The organism is Clostridium sp. 'White wine YQ', assembly GCF_028728205.1.
Classification (GTDB): Bacteria; Bacillota; Clostridia; order Clostridiales; family Clostridiaceae; genus Clostridium_T.
On the sequence record NZ_JAQYUU010000001.1, the window covers coordinates 2,178,831 to 2,203,839 of the forward strand.

The following is a 25,009-nucleotide window of genomic DNA, read 5'->3' on the forward strand; positions in this document are numbered from 1 at the left end:
TTATATGGTGGAGGCAAGGAGTCGTGCTACTTACGTATTTCTAATAAGTACTAGCTAAATATACATAGTAGAGAGCAATAAATGGATATAAAAGTTTAACTCTATGATATGGAGGATATTCAGTAGAATTATTGAGGTAAATTTTTCAAATATCACCATAACGCCAAACAAAACCTCTACAAGTTTTATATTTTCCACTGATAGCTCTTTCTATTGCTTGGAATGTAACATCATAATATAAAGCTGCTTTTCTCAGATTACTCCATTCTCTAATTAACTCTCCACTTAAGCTATATTGTCTTACTGCTTTATTCTTTTTATTTTCTATTATACCAGTATATTTCCAGATAAAATTACAACAAGTCTTTCTTTCTCCTATACAAACTTTCCTAATTGCCTTTGCTGTTGTGTTGTAATATTCTGCAGCTGCATTAGCTGAATCCCAAGTATTTATTAAATTTCCACTTAAGTCATATTGCCTAACATTTTTACTTTCTTTTGTATTTTTATTAACAGTATTTTTTGTATATCCAAAATTAGCTTTTAAATCAATTCCTTTCTTTAAAAACTCTTTATGTGATTCATACTTCTCATGTTTACAACATTTCTTAATAGCACTTGCATCATATTCTTTTTTTAGCTCTTGCAAAGTATATGTTCCTATGTGATTGGTGTATTTATCTAACTTCACTATTTCTATATCTGATTTTTCTTTCCTTTTATTTTCTTGATATTCCATGTATTTCTTATATTCATCCCATTTATCTTTTTTTCTTTTCATATAAATAGTTGCATTTTCATATAATGAATCTACAATATCTCTATATTTCTTACCAGCAAAACTTATTTGACAGCTATTTGGTGAATGTCTATTTATTAAAACTTTTTTTTCCGAATCAAAAAATTTCTTAATTTCATATAGCATGTCATATGTACCAATAAACTTTATTTCACAAATCAAAATTGGACTTTTTCTCTCTTTTCTTAGTTTCATATAAGTTGATATACACCCATCTCCATCCATATATCCCCTAATAAAATGATTAATCAAATTATTCGGTACTATATTTTCACTTGGAAATTTTAATACTAGTGATTTTCTTGGTATGCAGCCTAAATTTATTAAGTCATTAGCCATTTTAGTACTACTAACACAAATAGAAATATATCCTTTTTTATTTGTACATATTCGTCTATCAGAACTTATATCTTTTAAGAACTCTTCTAGTATATTTCTATCATCTGGATGTAATTGAATTATTATTGTTTTCTTTTTTTCATTTTTTTCATATACGCATCCATCTGCATATAAAAAACCTAACCAATATGCTTTTCTTTCAGTATCAATTTTTTCAAAATATGAGCTATTCTGAGTATATTTCACCATATCATCACCCAATAATATATTTCTGTAAAATAGCCCAAATTATTCATTTTACCCGAATGTATATTCTATTAAATTTGTGAAATACTAATATCAAATTAAAGATTTGAATGTAATATAAAAAATCCACGGCACAATTTTGCTGTGGATTTTAATTGCAAAGTACCGCACCTTTGATATAGTGTGCATACTTTCTTTTAAAGGGGTGTGCATTATACAAATAGGGTGTGCATTAATCTGGATCACTTTCTACATTAGCTATTAAAGTTATACTTTAAATCTTCATATTGTATCTTTCATAGATTTTTATAGCTAAGTAATAGTGCTCAAATTTTAGCTAAAGTGGAGTACTAAGTGTTGTCCTGCCAACTAAATTTATTGTTAAATCTTCTTATTAAATTTAAGATAAAAATGTTCTTCTTTGAAATCATACTTATTTTGCAAAGTTGATTGTATTCGGAATATAACATCATAGTATTCTATATGTTGTTTTCCATGAATATCTACACAAGATATATTTAATTCAGCAATTTGGTGTTCTCCAACCAACGCATTATTATTCATATATTTTTTTTCATCATTATTCTTTATAGATTTTATGTAGAGATGCTTAATAAATAAAACAACTTCCGTTGGGACAAATACCTTAACCTTATTGTCATCATTTGTATTCAACATTACATCAGCTTCAGCAATTTCTATTTCATCTAAAGAAAATTTTTTCAACATATCAGAATATTCTACTTCATTAAAACCTAAGTCATCGCATAACTTTTTATGGTAGGCTTTACTGAAATCCCATTCAATTCGAACATCAACTGCATTACCAGCACCTACATTGTATATCCAATAGTAAATATAATGTTCGTTCCGCGCTTCACTCATTGCTTCATAAGCAATTTTATGACGAAAATTTTCACGAATTTTCTCTGCAAGTTTTTCTCCAATACCATTCTCATATTTTTCTGATAACTTTGTTGTGATATTAATTAGTGCATCTTGATATGACTTCAATTGGCATGTTTCTTTTACTTCCTTAAACAAATCATCGATATCAACTCTTGAAAATGCATCTCCACATATATGATCTTTGTATTCTTCTACCAAGTTGCCAACTATACCTATGTAATCTAATTTATCTATTTCAGAAAAATAAACCTTTTTACTCTCCGCATATTCTTTTATAATTAAATCCATTTGTTTTTCTGTAATAAAAACCCCAGCTTTATCATATAGGAAAAAATTTGTTTTTACTGGTCTAATAGCCGGTTTAACATTTAAAATTGTGCTTTTGATAGTGTATTCAATACCCCAAATTGTGACTATACCAGCAATTGCAGCGCCTAAAACGCTTCCATAGAATCCAAGCCATGCATTTTCATCTGCTAAAGTTGGTATAGGTGCAAACAGAAAAAAATTTATTAAAAATCCTAACATTATAGTTATTACAAGAAGAATTGAATATCGTAACCAAATATTTATTTCATACGATTTTTTTTGTTTTTTCATTTATCTTTCACTTCCGTTAATTTAATATACTACTTTACTCATCTATTAGTTGTTTATCGCCCATTCAGTTCTTCTTGTTCAATAAAGGCATCAAATGATATTCCATAATCATCACAACCATTAGGGAACATTTTATCTACTTCTTCAATTGACATACCATATGTATCTTGGCCGTTATCAACTCTTATACCATGGCCAGCACATACATCACCAAAATTAAATTCACAAGTTGAACAATTTTGAGACACAAGTTTATCTCCCACTTCTGCTTTCATTCTTCTAATTTTATCACTCATAATAATACCTACCTTTCAATAAATTGTAAAATATAAATTATCCAATGGCTTACATATAATTTAAGAGAGCTTTCTACTTTATTTCTCATGATATTACATAAGCTCTTCATTCAAAAAATAGTACTTACCATCTTTTATAATAATCTGAACATCCTCATCATAAATTTCTTCCTGTTTATTTAAAGCTTTCGGCTTATGTTTGATTTGAGTGTTAATTTTCTGAGCTAACCCTTGCTCTAATTCTTTGTATTTCCAATTTTCGTCTACAACAGCTGGTATTGCTGAAAAGAAACCTGCAACTCCGGTCTTTGAAATACGATTTTTATTCAAATCAATGTTTAACACCTTCACCTGCTTTTCATGCCATTGCTCCAGTAAATTTCTGGTTTGTACAGATTGATCTAAAAACCTATTAAACAAGGAATAGCATACAACACTTGATATGCCACCTTTGCCTAACAAATATGTCAATTTGCTGACTTCCTCAAGAGCAGTAACTAATATATTCTGATATTCAACCAGAATGTTGAATTCATCAACTTTTTCCTGATACTCTTTAAAATCAGGATTATGGCTTTTTTGAGAAATGTCAGTTATTGTTATATTAACTTGTCCGAGTAGTTCAGTAGCAATACCTTTTAAATTTTCTAAAGTTGTAAGTTTGATTTTTCTTTGTTCGTCATTTTCCATTATTTCAGAACTGAATTGAGAAATCTCCTCAACACGTGAAAGCAAAGATAAAATCCTGCTCTTAAATTCCCTGTCTTGAAAGTCACTTATTTGGTCTATACTCTTTGCCATGGTTTCTAACTTCGAATTTATCTCAGACATATAATATTGGCCGACAACCAAGGAACCAACATTCATCACATTTGCAACACCATTAGCTACTGAAGCAGACTTAGAAATTTTTGTAGGGTCAACTTTGACTAAATTTGCATGTCCTTTAATTCCTTTTGCTCCACTATAAATACCTCGTACAGCACCCTCCATTTGTCTAGATTCTGCAAGTGTTGCACCACTTGGAATTACTGCTTTATATAACTCAACATTTTTAAGAGCTTTGTTTGTTATTGTTTTTGCTGCAGTTTCTGCTGCCGCCGGAATAGTCTCTGAAATTCGAGCAATAACCGTACGGTCAGTAATTTCAAAAAGACTTTTTTCATTAATCTCTGTTGTCACCAGCAGTCGCTCTATAGGTATGGTTATTCCGCTTTCTTGAACACATTCATCCTCAAGTGCCTCAGAAGTAATTGCAGCGAAATGTGCAGTATTTAAAACATCCTTGCTTTTATAATTAGTTTTTTTCCTTGATTTAATTACTAAGGAAACAACCAAAGCAGCAATTATTATAGTTAATATAATTATTTCAAATGGCATAATCTTACCTCCAACTTAATCTAGAACCACAAGTGCATTACACAGCTTATCAAAATGTTCAATAAGCCATTCGAAATGTTTATGATATAGCTCTGTGTTATGAATATCAGCATCAATGGAATATAAAATCCTTTTTGCTACGCTTTTTTCTCTACTTGTATACCATTCAAGCTTGAAACCGCATTCATTTTCTATCTGATCTTTCTTCAATTCAAGCTTTGAGAAATATTCAGGGTCATAAACATAGATTCCAATGCGCAGTATTTTTTTCCTAACAAGTTGAAAGAATATGTGATAGTTATGATTATCAACAGTAACATCGTACCAATCATCATATGAAGCTTTTCTTCTTGCTATATCCTCCCCACGACCCTTATCATGGCAGTACTGAACAAAATTCTTCCAGAAATCTATTCTCAAATGATGTCTTTCTGCAAGTTCCCTTGTTGTAGTTTCTGGTTGTTCAGATTGTTCATTCTCATTTGGCTTCGTTATTTCAGGAACATCATCCCTCTCTTTATCAAGAAATGACAAATGTAGTAATTCAATCATCTGCTCTTCACTAGAGAAGTGAATGTTCCATCTAGTTTCAATAAACTTAAGCATTTTCATACCACGGGCAAGAATGCTAGCTGCATTCCAGTCATTTTCATGCGATACTTCAATTTCTGAGTGTGATCCATCTTCATAGCCACGTCTCCCATTAGATATTGAGGTCTTTTTATCTTCAAAGCTATCATTTTGAAGGCTGGAATTAACACTCTGAGACAATGGAAGTAAATTGCCAAGAGAACCAGAAAGAATGTTAATTTCATCTTCAGTAAACATTCTAAATTGATTTTTCCAATACCATTTAGTTGGTGTCTGAGGAAAAATATGCTCAATAGTTATCTTATCCTTTTCAACTTTTGTGAATGGTTTCCACCCAAGTTTCTCAATGCCTGTTTCCGAAGCTTTCTCATATTCATACTCAAAGAGCAGATAACGAAGATCATGCCAACCATAGAACCCGTCACCATTAGAGAAACGCTTATCAATTCGAGTCATAAAGTTCTTAATTGCAAAATCCATATCATTGGTAGATGTTTCAATCAAACCATTTGCAACTTTTTCAATAGATAACTCTCCTACATAGACATCTCTTGTTTTTCTGTAGTAATCACTACTCTTATAACTTGACTGGAATGATGCCATTCTAAATGATAAGAATATAAATCGCTCTATTGCTCGGAACAGTTCAATACGTTGTTCTTGAGTTCCATTTGCATTCGAGGTCAAAGCTGCTGTAACAAGAGGTCTGAAATAACCTATTCCAATTCTATTTAGTCTATCTAGCCATGTTTTTTCTTCAGTCGATAAATCACTATGTTCAGGGAAGTGTGTAAAGAACCAGTATTTTGCTACATCCTTTAAGCTATTAACGTAATCCGCAATTTCAGAAGGTTCTAATTTGCATAGAGTTGCAACAATGTCTTCCTCAATAGGTTGAGGAACATCATCATCTTCAGTTTCTAAATCATCAGTTTCCGTAATATCATCTTCAATAACAACTACTTTCTTTTCAAAAATATTCTTTGCTGAAAATTTATTCAACAGGAATTTTATATAGTCATCGCCTTTTTTACGTGAATATTGAAAGTACATAATCCAATGAGCCCTTAAAAACTCATCATCAGATAAAGGCGCACTTTGATTTCTTCCAAGCTGATAATATACCTCTTTCCATGAGTCATTTATTTTCTTTCTTAACTCTGACTTATCCATAGTATCCAATTTATCTTCATCATAAAGTGTGGTCAAATAGATAAGACGATTCTTTAACAATTCTAAATTTGTAAGTTTCTTACCACGATTATTCATAGTTTCAAATGCTACGAAAACATCATAGTCATCTTGAATATCATGTATATTGAACATTAACTGTAAAGTGAGTTTATGAAATACACTTTCAATTCCCTCAATACCTTCTGAAGTATATAGTTCTCTTAAACGTTCTGCAAAGAATTCCTTTGCTTTTTTTAGATTCTTAGTATAATAAGTTTCATCAACTGATCCACTGAATGGTTCTCCAAAGATTTTATATGTAAGATAATCAGCACTAGGATTATCTGTTTCATACCCAAATAAATAGGTTGTTATAAAATTCTGTGGAGGACGCTTCTGTGATATATATTTTGCTCGTATAGATTTCAACGTTTGATAGCATAGAACTATATCTTCTTCACTTTTCTCAGCATTAGATTCAATATTTTTAACAAAGTCAGCAATTTCATTAATAAGAATTGAAAAGGTAGTAAGCCGTTGTTGCCCGTCAACTATATGATAAGCTTTGTAACCTGCATCCAATAACCACTTATCATTATCCCACTCCTTAGATTCTGACCTTGGGACAGCTTTAAGTGATAATAATCCAGTATAATGATACCTTTCAGATTGAAGATTCATTATATCGTCCCAAAAGTCTACTAACTGCTCCTGTCTCCATGCATAACCTCTCTGGTAATCAGGAATTCGAAACAGTTTGTTTTGAAATATTTGTGAAAGCGATTGTAACTCGTTCATAATCGTACCCCTTAGTAATTCATTAATTTTTGGTTTTCCGTTATGTCACATACAAGTTTTATAGATACATGTTTAAATCTTTATTTATCAACCTCATATCCAAAATCCTTCAAACGGTCCCTACAAGCTTGTCTTTCTTCAGATGTAAACAGGTCATGGTATTCAGGTCTTAAAACCAAAGCTTCTACTGATAAATCAAGACGTTTGTGTTCCCATAGAACTTCAAAACCATAAGTGCCGCCAGTTTTTAAAATTAATTGTTTTGCAGCCTTAACTCCACCATCTTTTGATACTAATTGAAAGAACCTCGATGCATTGTATTTCAGTTCTTTCTTTGCAGTAAAATATATGTTTTTCATATCTTCATGGAATTTATTTTCTAAAGTACTCATAACATACCTCCTGTTATCACATTTAAATAAAATTTACTATTCCTTCTTCAAAGCTGGTAATACTACATCTAAATACTCATACCAATAATCATTGTCACCTTCCATATCATGAAGCCAATAGTACATAAGTAAAATTTCTAGTTCCTGCTTTCTACCTTTTATAAAAGATTTTTTAGGCATTTTTCTATACAGTGAATCAAGATTAAATAGATTACTTTTCTGCTTGTAATCATAATCGTACTTTCTCCAGCTTGTTTGCCTTTTTATCCTATGTGTTGATGGCCAGCTATCCTCATTATTAAAAAAACTGTTTACCCACTCATAGGCAAACGAAAGCATATTCACCTGATGCTTTGCCCAAGTCTTATCAATCCAATCATTTATCTCTTCAGATACGCTTGGTGTTCCAAAATTGAATCTTTTTTGACTTTCAACTCTATGATAATCTTTTATAAAAAGAAACAACATTTCTGTCAGATCCTTAAGAAAAGAAAACTTTTTTATAAGCTTAGAATAGCAATCATATGATACATTTCTAAAGTCACTATCAGTGTCATATAAAAAGAAGAAATCATTTTCTTTTAATATATTTCCAATATATCTATTCATTTGTTTGCCATACTCGTTATATATACCTACAACCCATTCCCTAACTTCTGAATCATAATCACAAAGCTGCTTACGATACTTTTCAAGCTTATCATTATGTAACACTGTTTTTTCTTCAGCTTCAATAATATTTAGGTAATTATTAAAATACTCAAATACATAATCAACGCATAATTTCATATTTTGAGTCCGTGCATCAATATCGAATTCATTTAGTTTATCTTCTTTTTTTCTACGAGCAATATAATCCTCAATTGTAAGCATTTAATCACCTACCTCTATACTAAATAATGGATATATTTAGAATATCACTAACCAAATATTTTATAAATACTTTTGTATAAAATTAAAAAATACCTACCAAAGCAAATTTCTTGCAAAGGTAGGTAAAAACTATTTTTCATACTCATAATTGAATCTCTGTACCATCTTTAAAATTAAACACTAATCTGTCCTTATAAACTATAACCTCATTAACCAATACAGTCCATAAAGTTTCATCAAACTCTGTTAATATGCCATCTTGTTTATCTAATTCCAGTATAAAATTATCAAGTAGATTTCTCTTTGTAACTCGTTCTTCACGATTTTTCTCAAATGCTACAATACTTTCCTTAATGCAATCATATCTATGGACCAAGCCCTCATATTTTGCTTGATATTCCTCCTGGCTAATAGGTGAGTGGGCATTCTCATCTATACATTTACGAATAAGTCCGTATACAACCTCCAGTTCCTGCTCCTTTTCTGCAATGTCAGCATCTATCTGTGTGCAATTAGTCATCACCTTCTGTGCTATCTTACAATTATCTATTATTTCATCTTTACATTGAAGAAGCTGATTGAATGCAAGTATAAACTTTTGTTTTATCTCATCTTCGGTGATATGAGGTGTAGAGCACTTTTTATCATTTTCAAATTTACGATTGCAACTATAGATGGTTTTACGGTACCTACTTGTACTATGCCAAACCTTGATGCCGAAGTATCCATTACAATCTCCACAAATAATCTTTGCTGAAAATATACTATTTCCGCTATAGTTTTTACCTATTCTCTTGCGTCTCTCAAACTCTGTTTGCACAAGCTCCCATTCAGCTGGCTCAATTATGAAATCATTGGACTTTTCAACATAATACTGTGGTACCTCACCATTATTTACTTTCATGGTTTTTGTAAGGAAATCCACGGTATACTTCTTTTGCAGGACTGCAGATCCTTTATATTTTTCATTTGTTAAAATACTTTGTATAGTACTGCTTTGCCAGTTTCCCTTACCTGAAGGTGATAGGATACCCAAGTTGGCTAAATTCCTTGATATTGCCGTAGCTGTTTTACCTTCCATAGAAAGTTTATAAATCAATCTCACTATTTCTGCTTCTTCAGGTATTATCTCTGGCAGTCCATTTTCACCCTTTTTAAATCCAAGAAACTGCTTGTACGGCATGGACAGTTTACCATCTGCAAAGCGTTTTCTCTGTCCCCAGGTAACATTCTCTGATATGGATCGTGACTCTTCTTGAGGTGTATTGGGGAATATATATTTTTAACCAATTCTAAACATACTAAAAATAAACGCAAAACTAAAGTAATTATAGAATCCATGCGATAACCATGATGCATAAAATCCATATTTTATATATATTATTGTATCTATTACACCCCCAATAAAATATAAATGAAAGTTGCTGGCATCAGGTACATGCGATAATGAAAATAAAATATTCCCAATAATTATTAACCCCCAGCATAGCATACTTCTAAGATTAAATATTTTCTTTGAAAGTTCATAACCAAATTTACTATCAATAAATCCAACAATATATGCTATGGTAGTAAAAAATACAACTCTAAATAAAAATTCTTCAAAAAATGGTCCTACTATAGTTCCAACAAATATTCTTTCAATAGGACTAAACGTTGACATATTCATTTGACCTTTTGCTATACCTATAACTTCTCCGCCAAATAATATTGGTATTACTTGCAAAATATTTGTAAGTATCCTTGTTATAGCGGCCGTTAGAATTGGTATTATTATTACAGCTAAAGACTCTGATCTAAAACTTAGTTCATCAACTATACATTTATTAAGCTTTGGATTTATTGCTTGAATAATAATAAATATATTTATCCCACTTAATACTATGTTATTTAAAACTTCAGCATTAATTTGTATAATGCCTAAAGACTCCATAACTATAAATGTTGCTCCCAATAGAATAGCTAATATGTAATACTTTATAAACACCTTCCAACTGAGACCACTGCTATTTAAATATATATTTTCCATAAAACTATCACCCCCATGACAAGTATATGATAGTTGATATTTAATTATGTTAATAAAACTAATATGCTTATTTACCCACTTTATGCGTAAAAATGCACACCCCTAGCAAAAATCTCACTAAAGGGTGTGCACAAATACTCAAAATATACTAAAGTGGCTAAAAGTAACCACTTAAAACTTATCCATATAAAGCAGAAAACAATGGTAAATCCTTGATATTTCAAGGTTTTACCATTGTATCCTAATCTCAGTTCTTATATGGTGGAGGCGAGGGGTATCGAACCCCTGTCCGAAAGCAGACCAGCCTGACTTTCTCCGAGCGCAGTCTATAGTTTAACATTCCCTCTACAAGACGCCTATAGACAGGCTTCTTGCTTCAGTAGCTTCATAAATTCCGTTCCTACCTCAAAGCTTTGGCAGGCTCGGTTCCCCGCTATCGGCGCCAGATTCTAAGCTGCGGGAAGCTTAGGCTGACGAGCTGCTAACTAGGCAGCTAATGCAAAATTATCTTCTGCGTTTATCTTTATTGCATAGTTGATCTCGTGGGACCATGCTTCCCCCGGCTCGCTTATCAAACCCATCTTACCCCCGTCGAAGCCATAACGCCCCCATGTTATACATATAATCTTCTAATATTTCATCATTGTAAGTTTTAAAACAGCTCTGCGATATTGGTTCGACCACAAGATGTTTTAAAATGAGGAATGATAGAAATTTTTAGGTTATATGAGGTAAGTTTATAATCTTCAATATTGCTTTGATTATATACTTAAGTTTTTAAACGCATTTGATATTTAAAATTAAAAACTATATTAAATTTTATTTGATCCAGATATTAATTATAGACCATTTCTTGAATTATTGCAAGGACTCATGAATTGTTCCCTGCATGAATTATATTATACTATTTAAGCACTTACTTCAACAGATATCTATTAGCAATACTACCATTAAAGATATTAGTTGTTAACCGTCCCCATAAGGAAAAAGAAAACCTGAAAATTCAGGTTTTCTCTTAAATCTTAAGTATTCTTTTAGAAATTAGATCCGTTCCAGCCCCAGTTATCTACTTCTTCATATTTTACGTAAATTTTATCCACAGGAATAGCTAACTCTTCATGAAATATGTCACAGATAGCTGTGGTTAATTTGTTATATGCCTCTTTTGAAGCTTTACCAAATATCTTAACTTCAATAAATGCTCCTTTTTCAAGATTCTCCCCTTTGAAATATAATTTATAATTATCTTCAAATCCTAACATAAGCCAGTTTTCACTTTTACCAGGGATTATTTCAATAGCCTTACCAAGTCTATCTTTAATAACCTCTTCTTTTTCCTTTGATAACTTTACACTTACCTTTGAATTAATAAAGGGCATAATTCTTCACCACCTAAAATTTACTTCTTTCTTTTAAAGCTCTTTCCACGTCTCTCTTATGAGCTTTTTCTAACATAGTATCTCTCTTATCGTAATTCTTCTTACCTCTGCCTACTGCTAGGTTTACTTTAACTCTTCCCTTCTTTAGGTATAAGGAAAGTGGCACTAGGGTTAACCCCTCTTGCTGAATAAGACCTATAAGTCTTCTTATTTCTTCCTTATGCAAAAGTAGTTTTCTTTCTCTTAAAGGATCTACGTTAAATATATTCCCCTGCTCATAAGGGCTTATATGCATATTTTTAATAAATACTTCGCCATTATTAATATCCGCATAGGCATCTTTAAGATTAATTCTTCCTGCCCTTATGGATTTAACTTCAGTTCCAACTAATTCTATTCCCGCTTCCATTGCTTCTTCTATAAAATAGTCGTGGCGAGCTTTTCTATTTTCAGCTAAAGTTTTATTATCATTATTCTTTCTTACCATATTATCCACCTACTTGGTTTTATTATCATTTCTCTATTATAATATATAACCTTCTTCATAACAACAAAACAAGCTATAGGTTTCAATTATTTTATTGTAAATACACTTAATTTGGCAATTACCATATCTGATGATTCACTTAAGGTACTTGCAGCTCCATATATTTCTTCACTTGCAGCACTCATTTCTTCAGATGAAGCTGTTATTTCTTCAGTAAATGCTGATACTTCCTGAGCTATTGCAGATACAGATGAAATATCATTTATAAGTTCATCCTTCTTCTTTTCTAAAGCTACACTTGAAGTACTTACTTCATCCATCTTTGGAGCTACTTTCTCTAATAGTCCTGCTATTTCAGTGAAACTATCTGAAGTCTTATTTATTGCTTTCTTTTGCTCTGACAATATATCATTTAATTCCATTGTTTCAGAGAAGATCATTTTATTATCTTTAAGAATTATTTTACCTATACTTTCAATATTTTCTGATGCTTCCTTACTTCTTTCAGCTAGTTGTCTAACTTCTTCAGCAACAACAGCAAAACCTCTTCCTGCTACTCCTGCTCCAGCTGCTTCAATTGCTGCATTTAATGCAAGAAGATTTGTTTGTTCTGATATTTCTTTTATTAAATAAGTTATCTCATTAACCTTTTTAATGTTTACATTCATGTTGTCTATTTTACTTCTAAAATCTTCAAAGGTAGTAATCATCTTATTAAACTCATTAGCTACAGCAATAACATTATCATTTTCTTCATCTGATTTTTTGTATACATCTAAAATCATAGCTTGAACTTCTTTAAAATTATCTGTTATATTATCTAATTCTCTTCCAAAATCATTTGAAATTGAAACCATTCTATTTAATGATGATGCTTGCTCGTTAGTTCCTGATGCAACCTCTTCAATTGATTTAGCTATATTGGCTGTAGTTTCTGAGAATTCCTTAGATATATTAGTTAAAGAATTACCTTGTGCCTTTACCTCACTTGAACTATCTACTACTTCATTAAGAATGTCTCTTTGAACTTCCTTTAATGATGAGAGTGCTTGAGCAATATTACCAAACTCATCTTTTCTCTTTAGAAGTTTTTTGTCACCTTCAAACATAAAGTTACCTTGAGATAATTCTAATATATCATCTTGAACTCTTCTTATGTTTCCAATTATAAAGTTAACTAAGCCTAAACCTGAGATGATTATTACTATAATCGCAATCACAATTGTTATTATTGAAGTTTTATTCATGCTTGATAACTCAGAAAATAATTGTTCTTGTGGAATTGCAACTGCAATAGACCAGTTCGTCCCTTTTATTGGAGCATAACCTACGAACTTAGTTTCTCCTTCATAGGTGTAACTTCCAGAACCTTTTTCACCTTTTATCATTTTCTTCTGAATATCAGCTAGAGCTGTTAAACTAGAATCACTTTTTGCTTTTTCTATTACATTTTCTTGTCTATAAACCAATACAGAATCCGGATGCACAATAACATTACCTTTACCATCTAATGCATAAGCTATTCCAGCATCACCTATTTTTATACCCTTCACAAAGTTGCTTAAAACTAGGTTTTCTTTAACACCTAATAATACACCAACTGTTTGATCTCCTGATTTAATTGGAGCTGCAAAAGGTGCTACAAATATGTCACCTTCAAGCTTTGAAAAGTAAGGTTCTCCAACTACTGCTTCACCCTTAAGAGCTTCTTTAAAGAAATCCTTATCTTTTACATTTTCCTTTTCTCCAGTTAAATATGTAATATTACCATCTAAATCAACTATACCCATGCTATAGAATTCATTGTCCTTAGCAAACTTAGTTAATAAATCTTTCTTTTCCTCATCAGTTCCATTTACTAGTCTAGTATCTACGGATAAATTTTTAATATCTCCTTTAATTGAATCTATCTTTTCTGCCATTCTTCCTGAAATCTGCTCACCTAAATTCTCAACTAAAGGTTGTCCTGTTTTGGTTACTGCTTGTTTTGCAAAATAATAGTTTGTTACTGCTATTACAATAGATGAAGTTAACGAAATAACCAAAAAAATAGCCAATATCTTTCCTTTTATACTCTTAAAATTGATATTAACCTTACCATTGATATTTAACTTATCTTTTGCTTTTTTCTTAGACTTGTTTTTCATTTCTTGCCTCATATTCTCCCCACCACTTTTTGTTTTTCATTAAATTGTATTCAAATACCTATTAAATAGTATATATTAAATTTCATAAAATTATAATTTTTTCATGTTAATGACTATACTTTTTTTAATTCTACAAAAAGTATAGAGAATTAGTTTAATTAATAAAATCTCCTAAACTAATTCTCTATACTTAAAAATTTCTAATTAAAAAACTTCTTCTTCACTTTTGCATTCAACATTAGTATCTGCAAACTCCTCTAAGCCGTTCTTATCTATTGATTCTAACTTTGGAGTTTCTTCTTCGGATTCTTCATCACTTACAAGTTTAAAGTATATTTCTCTATTTGGTATATTTACTTTTTCACATCTTACCTTAACTTCATCACCTAATTTATACATATTTTTCTTTCTCTCACCAATTAGGCAAAGATGATCTTCATCATAAATATAGTAATCATCATCTAAATCACTTATATGAACTAAGCCTTCAATAGTATTAGGTAATTCAACAAATATACCAAAGCTTGTTACAGATGAGATAATACCATCAAATTCTTCACCTATTCTATCCATCATGTATTCAGCTTTCTTTAAGTCATCTACTTCTCTTTCAGCTTCTTGAGCTACTCTTTCCATTTCCGAAGATTGCTTTGCAGCATAATCAACGATGGTAACTAGTTTAGTTGCTCTTCCTTCATCAATTCCTCCATGAAGGTGTTCTTTTATTATTCTGTGTATTTGTAGGTCAGGATATCTTCTAATTGGTGATGTAAAGTGACAATAATACTTAGCTGCGAGTCCAAAGTGTCCAGTACATTCTGGTGAATATCTAGCTTGCATCATAGAACGTAGCAAAAGTGTACTTACTACAGTTTCTTCTTTCTTATCTTTAAATTCTTCTAAAACATTTTGAAGAATTCTAGGATGTATTTCAAGTGGCCATCTAACTGGATAACCTAAATTGTATAAAAATTCTTTAAACTTCTCTAGTTTTTCTGAGTCTGGATCTTCGTGAATTCTATATACAAACGGTAGTTTAGTCCAGAACATATACTCAGCTACAGTTTCATTACAAACTAGCATGAATTCTTCTATAATTCTATTTGCTATTTCTCTTTCATAAGGTTTTATATCAATTGGCTTACCTTTTTCGTCTAATATGATTTTTGATTCTTCAAAGTCAAAATCTATAGCCCCTCTTTTGATTCTCTTATTATGAAGTATGTTACATAGTTCCTCCATATTTTTAAAGTCTTCATGTAGGTTACTATATCTCTCTATTAAGTCTTTATCATTATCTCTAAGTATCTTAGTTACGTCTGTATACGTCATTCTTTCAGTAGTTTTTATTACAGATTCGTATATTTCATGATCTATAACTTTACCTTCTGAATTAATAACCATATTGCAACTTAAAGCCAATCTATCTACCTGTGGATTTAAAGAGCATATTCCATTTGATAACTTCTTAGGTAACATTGGTATTACTCTATCAATAAGATACACTGATGTTGCTCTCTTTAAAGCTTCCTTATCTAATGGATTTTGTTCTTTAACATAATGCGTTACATCCGCAATATGTACCCCTAGCTTATAATTTCCATCTGGAAGTTTTTCTATTGATACAGCATCATCTAGATCTTTTGCATCTTCACCATCTATAGTAACCATCTTTATATTTCTTAAATCTCTTCTACCAGCTATATCTTTTTCTTTTATCTCTACATCAATTCCTTCTGCAAATTTTATAACTTTATCAGGGAATTCTTCTGGTAAACCAAACTTTTTAATTATAGTTAATATATCTAAACCCTTTTCTCCCTTTTTACCTAGTATTTCAACAATCTTACCTTCAGGATTTCTTCTTTGATCTGCCCATTTTGTTATTTCTACTATTACTAAGTCTCCAGTTGTTGCTCCATTAGTATCTTTTCTACTTATGAATACATCATTTTGTATTCTTTTATCTTCTGGAACTACAAAGCCAAAGTTTTTAGAGTCTTCATATACTCCAACAAAACTCTTATTAGCTCTTTCTATTACTTCTCTAATTTCTCCTTCGCACTTTTTACCAGCCACATCTTCTTTTAGAATTTTTGCAATAACTCTATCGCCATTTAAAGCACCATTCATATTGTTAGCTGGTATAAATACGTCTGCTCTTCCCTCTTCATCAGGAATTAAGAATCCAAAACCCTTTGAGTGAACTTGAAGTTTTCCTGTAATTAAACCCATTCTATCAGGTACACCAAATTTATCCTTCTTATTTCTAATTACAAGTCCTTCTTTTTCCATGGTCTTTATACATTTTTTAAAAGCTTTATATTCATCTCTTTTTATATCAAACACTTCACTTAACTCTTGGAGATCCATTGGTCTATATGCTTGCTCTTTCATGAATCCTAAAACTGTTTCTTTTATTCCCATAACTGTCCTCCTTAAAACTTATCTATTTTATATTTTTTCCTATCTTTTATATTTAATTCTAGTAATCTTAAATAGCTTTATAAGAAAATTTTTCTAATTTGATTATATATCATAACGGGGACGGTTAACAACTTTTTGCGTTAATGCCTATCCAAAATACAGTCTTTTATATTATTCTCTCTTTTAAAGTGAAAAAACCAGCCAAAGGCTGGTTTCTTTATAAATATATTAACTTATGGATACTACGTCATATCCTGCATCATCTATAGCATCTCTAATAGCATCATCTGATGCATCTCCTTCTATTGTTGCTGTTTTAGTATCTAAATCAACAATAGCAGCAGTTATTCCATCTAATTCTATTAGGCTTTTTTCAACTCTAGCTTTGCAATGTCCACAAGACATTCCTTCTATTACTACTTTTTTCATATTTATCCCTCCAATATTTTTATTTAATTTTATTATATAATAAATTTTAAAAACATATTAATTTTATTTAGCTGGTTTAAATCCCTTAAGTCTTAATGCATTTAAAAGCACTGATACAGAACTAAAACTCATTGCTAATGCTGCTATCATTGGATTTAATAATCTACCACCTAATGCATACCAAACACCCATTGCAACAGGTATTCCTAAAACATTATATCCAAATGCCCAGAATAGATTTTGTTTTATATTTTTTATAGTTTTCTTACTTAATTGTATTGCAGTAGGTACATCCATAAGGTCACTTCTCATTAATACAATGTCAGCAGATTCTATTGCAACATCTGTACCTGAGCCAATTGCTATTCCAATATCTGCTTTTGCAAGTGCTGGAGCATCATTTATTCCATCACCAACCATAGCAACTTTCTTTCCTTCGTTTTGAAGTTTACTTACTTCCTCTGCTTTATTTTCTGGTAAAACTTCAGCAATTACTTTATCTATACCAACTTCTCTAGCTATTGCTTCTGCTGTATTCTTATTATCTCCAGTTAGCATTGCTACCTGAATTCCCATGCTATGAAGTGTTTCTATAGCTTTCTTTGAACTAGCTTTAATTGTATCTGCTACTGCGATTATTCCAACTAACAATCCATTTTCAGCTATATACATAGGTGTTTTTCCTTCTTTTGATAAGTTATCTGATGCCTCTTTTAAGTCCTCTAAACTAATTTCTTGTTCCACCATAAGTTTAAGATTACCTAAATAATATTTTTTGCCTTCTATAACAGCTTCTATGCCTTTACCAGAAATAGCTTTGAAATTTTCCACCTTTACAAAATCAAGATTTTCTTCCTTAGCTTTTTCTACTATAGCTTCCCCTAAAGGATGCTCTGAGGCTTTTTCAGCACTTGCTGCATATAAAAGTAATTGTCTTTCATCATAGTTCTTTGTAATTATATCTGTTACCTTAGGCTTACCTTCAGTAATAGTTCCTGTTTTATCAAATACTATAGTTTGAATTTTATGAGTTGTTTCTAAAGCTTCTCCGCCTTTAATTAGTACACCATTTTCCGCACCTTTTCCTGTTCCAACCATTATTGCTGTAGGTGTTGCTAACCCTAGCGCACATGGACAAGCTATTACTAATACTGAAATAAATATGCTTAAGGAGAATATTGTTCCCTTACCAAAAAGGAACCATGTTCCTGCCGATAACACTGCCAACGTCATAACTACCGGTACAAAATATCCAGATATTATATCAGCGAGTTTTGCAATTGGAGCTTTAGATCCTTGAGCTTCCTCAACTAGCTTAACTATTTGAGCTAATGCAGTATCTTTTCCAACTCTTGTAGCCTTATATTTAATTGATCCATTTTTATTTATTGAAGCACCTATTACTTTAGATCCTATTACCTTTTCAACTGGAATACTTTCACCTGTAAGCATAGATTCATCTATTGAAGTATTACCTTCGATAACTTCTCCGTCAACTGGAAGCTTTTCTCCTGGCTTAACTAATATTACATCTCCAACTATTACTTCTTTTATAGGAATAACTAATTCTTTCCCATCTTTTATTATTGTTGCAGTTTTTGGAGCTAATCCCATTAATTTTTTTATAGCTTCTGAAGTTCTTCCTTTTGTTTTGCTCTCTAAGAATTTTCCGAGTGTTATAAGTGTAAGGATTGTTGCTGCAGATTCAAAATATAAGTCCATTGTATACTCATGATTTCCTATTGATATCTGATAAATTGCAAATAATCCATATAAAATAGCTGCTCCACTTCCTATTGCAATTAATGAATCCATATTAGGATTTCCTGAAAATAATGATTTAAATCCAACCTTATAAAATTTCTTTCCTGCAACTACTACCGGTATTACTAGTATTAATTGAACTAATGCAAAAGTCATAGGATTCATCTCTGCATCAATAATTCCTGGAAGCATAAATCCTAACATATGACCCATAGCAATTATTAATAGAGGTACTGTAAATATTGCTGAAATAATAAATCTTTTCCACAAAGCCTTCGATTCTTTTAACTTAACATCTTCTGTTTCTTCTTGAGTTTCTTCTTCCTCTTTAGCCTTATAGCCAGCCTTTTCAACTGCTGCCATTATATCCATGCTTCTTACTTTGCTAGAATCATATTCTATAGTTAACTTCTCAGTTGCTAAATTAACTGACCCACTATTTACACCTTCGACTTTATTTACTGCTCTCTCTACAGCCCTAACACAAGCTGCACAAGTCATTCCTTCTATTTTGAAAATTTTTGAAGTTATAAGTTGTTCTTCTTTCTCCTCATGTATTGCTTTATATCCAGCTTTATCTACTGCTGCAATTATATCCTCAGTAGTAACTTCCTCTTCATTAAATTTTATATTTAACTTTTCTGTAGCAAGATTAACAAATGATTCTTCCACACCTTGAAGCTTTTTTGTAGATCTTTCTACTGCTCTAACACATGCTGCACAGGTCATTCCTTCTATCTTGAAAATCTCTTCTTTCATATTTACCTCCTTACCCCCCTACCCAGGGGGTCTAAAGTAAAAATATCATATTTCAGCTTAAAAGTAAAGTGGTGATGAAGATTTAATTAAAAAAATTTTAAAATAAATCTTTCACCACCAAATTAATATTAAAGCTTAAATTTTTTCACAATAACATCTAATTGTTTAGAAATATCTTGTAACTGTTCAGATAATATCAATGTATTTTCTGCTACTGTATTTTGCTCTGCCATTGATGCTGAAACTTCTTCTAGTCCAGCAGCAGACTCTTCTGATATAGCTGAAATGGATTGGATTGAATCCATAACATTGGTTTTATCTCTATCTACATCTACTACATTACTATATAGTATATTTATTTTGTCTAAAGAATTATTTGTAGCATCATCAATTAAATTAAATACCTCTGTAGTATCACTAACTGCCGCACTAACATCCTCAATTATTTCTCTTCCTCTATTCATAGTGACTTGAGATATATTAATCTTATCTTGAATTTCTTTAATAACTGTTGTAATTTCCTTGGTTTCGTTATTTACTTCTTCCGAAAGTTTTCTAACTTCTTCCGCAACTACTGCAAAACCCTTTCCTTGCTCTCCTGCTCTAGCTGCTTCAATTGCTGCATTTAGTGCAAGCAGATTAGTTTGTTCTGCAATTTCACCAATTTTACCTACGATATTTCCTATTGAATTAGATTTTTCTCTTAAGGTTGTTATACTGTCTCCAATCTCATTTAAAGCTACTTTATTTTCCTCGAACTTATTAACTAGAACTTCTAAACTTCCTTTTCCTTTACTATTTGCTTCTATGGTATTGTTAGATATTCTCTTAAGTTCTTCTGACCCCTTAGTAACGTTAGTTATTTTTTCAGTAAAGCTTTGGAAGGCTGCTACTATCTCTTGATAATTTTCAGCTTGTTCAACAGAACCTTTTGCAATTTCATCCATAGTTTGAGATATAGCCTCTGTATTTTGTGCTAGTCCTTGAGCTCCATCAGACGATATGTCTGCATTTACAAGAATACTTTCTGAAGATGTAGCAAGCTCAGTAATAATATTTCTAAGCTCTGCTCTAAGATTGACCACAGCATTAGCTATAGTTCCCATTTCATCATTATATTTCTTAATCTCTTCAAAGCTAGAATCGTATTCTAAATCCAATGCTGATGTCTTGTTTATAAGTTCAGTTATCCTTAAAATTGGTTTAGATATTTTCTTCCCTATGTATGATCCTAATAATATTGCTAACACAATGGCTACTAGTGCAATACCAACTAATATCATTATTTTACCATATACCTCACTATTAGCAGCATTCTCTTGATCCGCTATAGTTTTATCTATAGTATCTATGTAATTACCTGTTCCTATTACCCATCCAAAAGGTTCATAATATTTACTATAAGCTCTTTTTTGCAAGCTTTCTGTTTCTCCTGCTTTAGGAAAATAATAATCTGCATAACCACCTTCTGGTTTTTGACTGTTAGCAATTATGTCTTTCATGTAAGAATTTCCTTTTGTATCTTTGGCATCTAATCTGTTCTTTCCCTCAGTATCCTTCCCTAAAAGAACCACATTAGTTCCATCTAAAGTATCAGCCCAAAAGTATCCTTCTTTTCCATACTTCATATTTCTAAGTAAATCTGCACCTTGTTTTTGAGCCTCATTTAAAGTTATTTCGCCCTTTTTATATTTACTGTTTAAACCATCCAAAACAGAAATTGCTGATTCAACCTGATTTTTAATAGTTAAATCATAACTACTTAGCATCTGCTCTTTCTGTTGCTTCAAAATGTCATCTTTTACAGAATTGACAACGTATACAGAAAATCCACCAATAGATAAGCCTGTACCAAGAACAATGGTCACTATTAATGCTATTATTCTACTACTTATTTTCTTCATTTTTCCCCCTCCATTACTAATAAAAATAATGCACACTTATTCCTATACTTTAATTATCGAATACTTTATACTAAAATTCAATACTTTACAAATAATACTTTATTTCTATATGTTTCTACAAAATTTTCATATTTTTTAAGCAAAAAAAATAACAACAAAGACAATATGATTATCTTTGTTGTTAAACTATTTTAACTATCTAAACTAACTTGTTTAACTTCGGATTGATCACAATATATTTTATAGTAGAAAGTATCTTTTGCTTCTCCATTTGAATTTGTATAAGTTCTTTTATAAACCTCAACTTTTCCTACCCCTTTATATGTTGGTGATTCGAATAATTGACCTTGAGCATCAGTAATTTCAGTATCATATGAAGTAATTCCATTCTTATCTACGCAAAATCTAAATCTTTTTTCACCATTGTATTCACTTTCACCTAATACTATTCCATCAAAGCTGTGAAGATTATCAGTTTCGTATAGTACATCTTTGTACTTTGAACTAGAGTTTATATTTAAAGATGCTAAATAGGTCTTACCACTAAATATACTAATTGTATCAGGATTGCTTTTAGTAAGCTTAGTTGAAACAAATACTATTATTCCTACTATAATCACTGCTATACCTAAAACTGTGGCAACTGTAGCAAATACTTCTTTTGATGAAGGCCTTTTTGTTCTGTAGAAGCTATTACTATTAGCTAATCTATTTCTGTTATAGTTATTAAAAGTTGAGTGTGAATTTTTATTATTTTGTTTTCTTTGCTTTGCAATTCTTTTTACTTTCTTTCTCATACTACCCCTTCTTTACTCCTTATTATAGGGTTTTAATTTACATCTTATAATACCTTTGTTGTTAATGGAATGTAAGAGCATTCTTTTGTAGTTACTTCCTCACCTAGTCTTGTATAAACCCCAGCAAAATTACTTCCAGTAACATATGTTCCAAATATCACATATTTTTTGTCTCCACAAGTCTTAGTTAATACGCTTTGTTGAAACACAATATCTTCATCAGGAATTTCCCTAAGCTTATAGCTCGGAACAACTTTAGTTCCTTCCCTCCCTAGCAAAGGCTTTATGAAAAAATCATTGCTCACTAATTCTTCAATATCAAAGGTTGTATGGGGAATATAACTCCTAATAATCTCCTCTTCCCTACTTGTATAAAATTTATTTTTTATAAGTTGAAATATAATTGGAAATAATGCTTTTGACTGAGTTATTATTGTATTTGCAGGGTTTAAGAAAAATACTTTTTCAGAAGCTATTTCTAATAACTTATTACATTCAATATCTTCCTCATCTTTCATCCAATCAAGCGGATAATATCTAAATACAACATCAACCTTTTCATTATAAAGATAAAGACCATCTATTCTTATTTCCATGTCTTCAATATTTCCACAAACACAATTATATTTTTCTTTAAATATTTTATATATAGCATTTGTATTTACCCAATCTTCATAATAGGTTAAAGAAATAAATCCTATAGTTGGATTATCTAAATCATAACTATCGATTATTTTCTTTCCCTCTTGAAATATCATATCTTTCAATTTTTCATTTATTCTTCTTACATCTTTTAGATTTGAAGTTCTTTTTTCTATTTCATCAAACAATATTTCTTCAACAAAAATTGCCTCTGCAACCCCTGCTGGAGTTTCTGAATTAAACTCTAGGAGTTTCCAATTGTTATAACTATCTAGTGCCCAGTCCATTCTTCCTAGAAATGTTAGTTCTTCACATTCATCTTTCTTAATTACTTTTTCTAAGCCATCAATGCTTAGTATATCTTTAAAAACATCAATATTCTGCTTAATATAATCTCTTGTTTTAATAAATATTTTAGAAAGTTCCTCTGTAGCATATTTGAGTTCGTTTAATTTATTTTCATCTAGCACTCCAATGGAAGTATTAATATATTCCTTATTCCATATATTTAAGCCTGAAAATTCACCTTCTACTATTATTCTTGAATCTATGTCCTTTAATTTAAAATATTCTGGAGTTATTCTAAACTTCTCTTCTTCAATTCCAATTGGTGTAAACCAAGTATACTCATCATTTGTAAGATAGTCTGGATTCCATCTAACACATGTACCAATCACTTCATCTAGAGAAAAATATATCCCAAAGTTTCCGTATCCATCCTTTGGAATTCTAAATTCTCCATCATAATAATATGTTGTTTCCTGCTTCTGCTTTATAAATTCTTGTATAATATATGGCTTTTCAAATTTAGAAATTTTAATATAATCAATAACCTCTTTCCATTCTTCTTCACTATATAGCTTTCCTATAAACACATCATCACTATATCTTCCATAAACAGGCTTAATTACGTACTTGTCCTTGTTTCTTGAGGCTTCAGTTAAATTTTCATCAGTTAAAATTTCTGTATATGGCAAAGAGTTTATTACAGCCTTTCTTTCTCTATCATTAAGTCTTGTATCCTTGTTTTCTACTAAAACCCAAAGATATGTATAAAGATTTTTGCATTGAGCTATAATTACTCTCGGATCATTTAAAATCAATATTTTTCCTTGATCAAATAATTTTAAAATATCTAAGAAATCTGGAATTTCATATAAATATTCAGTTGGATATAATCTTAAAATAACGTCGATTTTTTCTTGAAAACAAAACACTTCACCATTATCTACATATATATTTTCTGCTGAACTTAATATTAATTCAATATCTTTATTTCTTAATTTCTCAATAAAAAGCAAGGCTAAATGTGTTTCTTCATAATGAGCTGGGTCCACAAGTAATGCTACTTTAATTCTTGAGCTTTTATAATATTTATCTTTTATCTTGTAAAAATTATTTATAAATTTTTCTAAAAACCCTTCATTTATATTTCCATACCCCTTTAATGTTTCCTCTGCCACCATACATTCTCTTTGAGCGCAAGGCTTATCATAATTAAGTTCACTATAAAATACTTTCTTCTCATTAATGTCTTCCCTAATAAAACCATCAAATCTGCTCCAGAATATTGGAATCTCTTCTCGTCTTAATGATAATATTTCATTAATATATTTAAAGGGAGGTATATAATTTTTAAAATCTTGAAACTCTGAATTTATTCCATTTTGTATTTTAACTGCTATATCATTTATAACTTTGGCAGTATTAATAAATTCACTATAAATTTCTTTCTCCATAAAATATGGAACATCTGAATATATATTCTTTATTCTTTTTGAATGTATAAGCTTATATTCAAAAAGGAGTTTATCCCAATAATTCTTATACATATAACTATCCTTCCCTT

Annotated in this window: 18 protein-coding genes and 1 other RNA gene; all 19 read right to left on the minus strand. The window is 30.7% G+C overall.

Going from position 1 to position 25,009, the window contains the following annotated elements; genetic code table 11:
* Positions 1–145 precede the first annotated feature (145 nt).
* The 19 genes from PTZ02_RS10875 to PTZ02_RS10965 all read right to left on the minus strand — a co-directional run bounded on the left by PTZ02_RS10875 (position 146) and on the right by PTZ02_RS10965 (position 24,992).
* Entirely contained in the window at positions 146–1,387 is a 1,242-nt protein-coding gene (locus PTZ02_RS10875; protein ID WP_274227804.1) for an NUMOD1 domain-containing DNA-binding protein, read from the minus strand.
* A gap of 378 nt (positions 1,388–1,765) precedes the next feature.
* Positions 1,766–2,821 carry a hypothetical protein gene (locus tag PTZ02_RS10880; protein ID WP_274227805.1) on the minus strand — a complete coding sequence of 352 codons (1,056 nt, stop codon included), beginning with the start codon at positions 2,819–2,821 and terminating at the stop codon, positions 1,766–1,768.
* Between the two features lie 125 nt (positions 2,822–2,946).
* Complete coding sequence (locus PTZ02_RS10885; RefSeq protein WP_274227806.1) at positions 2,947–3,189, minus strand: hypothetical protein; 243 nt, start codon at positions 3,187–3,189, stop codon at positions 2,947–2,949.
* A gap of 93 nt (positions 3,190–3,282) precedes the next feature.
* A complete protein-coding gene (locus PTZ02_RS10890) occupies positions 3,283–4,569 on the minus strand; it encodes a topoisomerase IV (protein ID WP_274227807.1) in 1,287 nt (428 codons plus the stop codon).
* Between the two features lie 15 nt (positions 4,570–4,584).
* Entirely contained in the window at positions 4,585–7,131 is a 2,547-nt protein-coding gene (locus PTZ02_RS10895; protein ID WP_274227808.1) for a DUF4268 domain-containing protein, read from the minus strand.
* Positions 7,132–7,211: 80 nt separating this feature from the next.
* Positions 7,212–7,523, minus strand: coding sequence for a hypothetical protein (locus tag PTZ02_RS10900; protein ID WP_274227809.1), 312 nt, complete (start codon positions 7,521–7,523; stop codon positions 7,212–7,214).
* Positions 7,524–7,559: 36 nt separating this feature from the next.
* Positions 7,560–8,396 (minus strand): hypothetical protein, encoded by an 837-nt coding sequence (locus tag PTZ02_RS10905; protein ID WP_274227810.1) that lies wholly within the window; start codon positions 8,394–8,396, stop codon positions 7,560–7,562.
* Positions 8,397–8,538: 142 nt separating this feature from the next.
* The gene (locus tag PTZ02_RS10910) at positions 8,539–9,579 is read right to left on the minus strand and encodes a recombinase family protein (RefSeq protein ID WP_274227811.1); all 1,041 of its coding nucleotides are present in this window, start codon (positions 9,577–9,579) and stop codon (positions 8,539–8,541) included.
* A 99-nt stretch (positions 9,580–9,678) separates the two neighbouring features.
* Positions 9,679–10,425: a CPBP family intramembrane glutamic endopeptidase gene (locus PTZ02_RS10915; RefSeq protein ID WP_274227812.1), complete on the minus strand. Its 747-nt coding sequence runs from the start codon at positions 10,423–10,425 to the stop codon at positions 9,679–9,681.
* Between the two features lie 259 nt (positions 10,426–10,684).
* Positions 10,685–11,035: a transfer-messenger RNA gene (gene ssrA, locus PTZ02_RS10920) on the minus strand.
* Between the two features lie 424 nt (positions 11,036–11,459).
* Entirely contained in the window at positions 11,460–11,804 is a 345-nt protein-coding gene (locus PTZ02_RS10925) for a phenylpyruvate tautomerase MIF-related protein (RefSeq protein ID WP_274227813.1), read from the minus strand.
* A 13-nt stretch (positions 11,805–11,817) separates the two neighbouring features.
* Positions 11,818–12,291 (minus strand): SsrA-binding protein SmpB, encoded by a 474-nt coding sequence (gene smpB, locus PTZ02_RS10930; RefSeq protein WP_274227814.1) that lies wholly within the window; start codon positions 12,289–12,291, stop codon positions 11,818–11,820.
* Between the two features lie 86 nt (positions 12,292–12,377).
* Positions 12,378–14,450, minus strand: a complete 2,073-nt coding sequence (locus tag PTZ02_RS10935) for a methyl-accepting chemotaxis protein (protein WP_274227815.1) — start codon at positions 14,448–14,450, stop codon at positions 12,378–12,380.
* A gap of 192 nt (positions 14,451–14,642) precedes the next feature.
* Positions 14,643–16,865 (minus strand): ribonuclease R, encoded by a 2,223-nt coding sequence (gene rnr, locus PTZ02_RS10940; protein WP_274227816.1) that lies wholly within the window; start codon positions 16,863–16,865, stop codon positions 14,643–14,645.
* Positions 16,866–17,093: 228 nt separating this feature from the next.
* Positions 17,094–17,294 carry a heavy-metal-associated domain-containing protein gene (locus PTZ02_RS10945; RefSeq protein WP_274227817.1) on the minus strand — a complete coding sequence of 67 codons (201 nt, stop codon included), beginning with the start codon at positions 17,292–17,294 and terminating at the stop codon, positions 17,094–17,096.
* A gap of 63 nt (positions 17,295–17,357) precedes the next feature.
* A complete protein-coding gene (locus PTZ02_RS10950; RefSeq protein ID WP_274227818.1) occupies positions 17,358–19,817 on the minus strand; it encodes a heavy metal translocating P-type ATPase in 2,460 nt (819 codons plus the stop codon).
* 128 nt (positions 19,818–19,945) lie between these two features.
* Positions 19,946–21,721, minus strand: a complete 1,776-nt coding sequence (locus PTZ02_RS10955) for a methyl-accepting chemotaxis protein (protein ID WP_274227819.1) — start codon at positions 21,719–21,721, stop codon at positions 19,946–19,948.
* Between the two features lie 191 nt (positions 21,722–21,912).
* Complete coding sequence (locus PTZ02_RS10960) at positions 21,913–22,518, minus strand: hypothetical protein (RefSeq protein ID WP_274227820.1); 606 nt, start codon at positions 22,516–22,518, stop codon at positions 21,913–21,915.
* Between the two features lie 44 nt (positions 22,519–22,562).
* Complete coding sequence (locus PTZ02_RS10965; protein ID WP_274227821.1) at positions 22,563–24,992, minus strand: glutathionylspermidine synthase family protein; 2,430 nt, start codon at positions 24,990–24,992, stop codon at positions 22,563–22,565.
* Positions 24,993–25,009 lie beyond the last annotated feature (17 nt).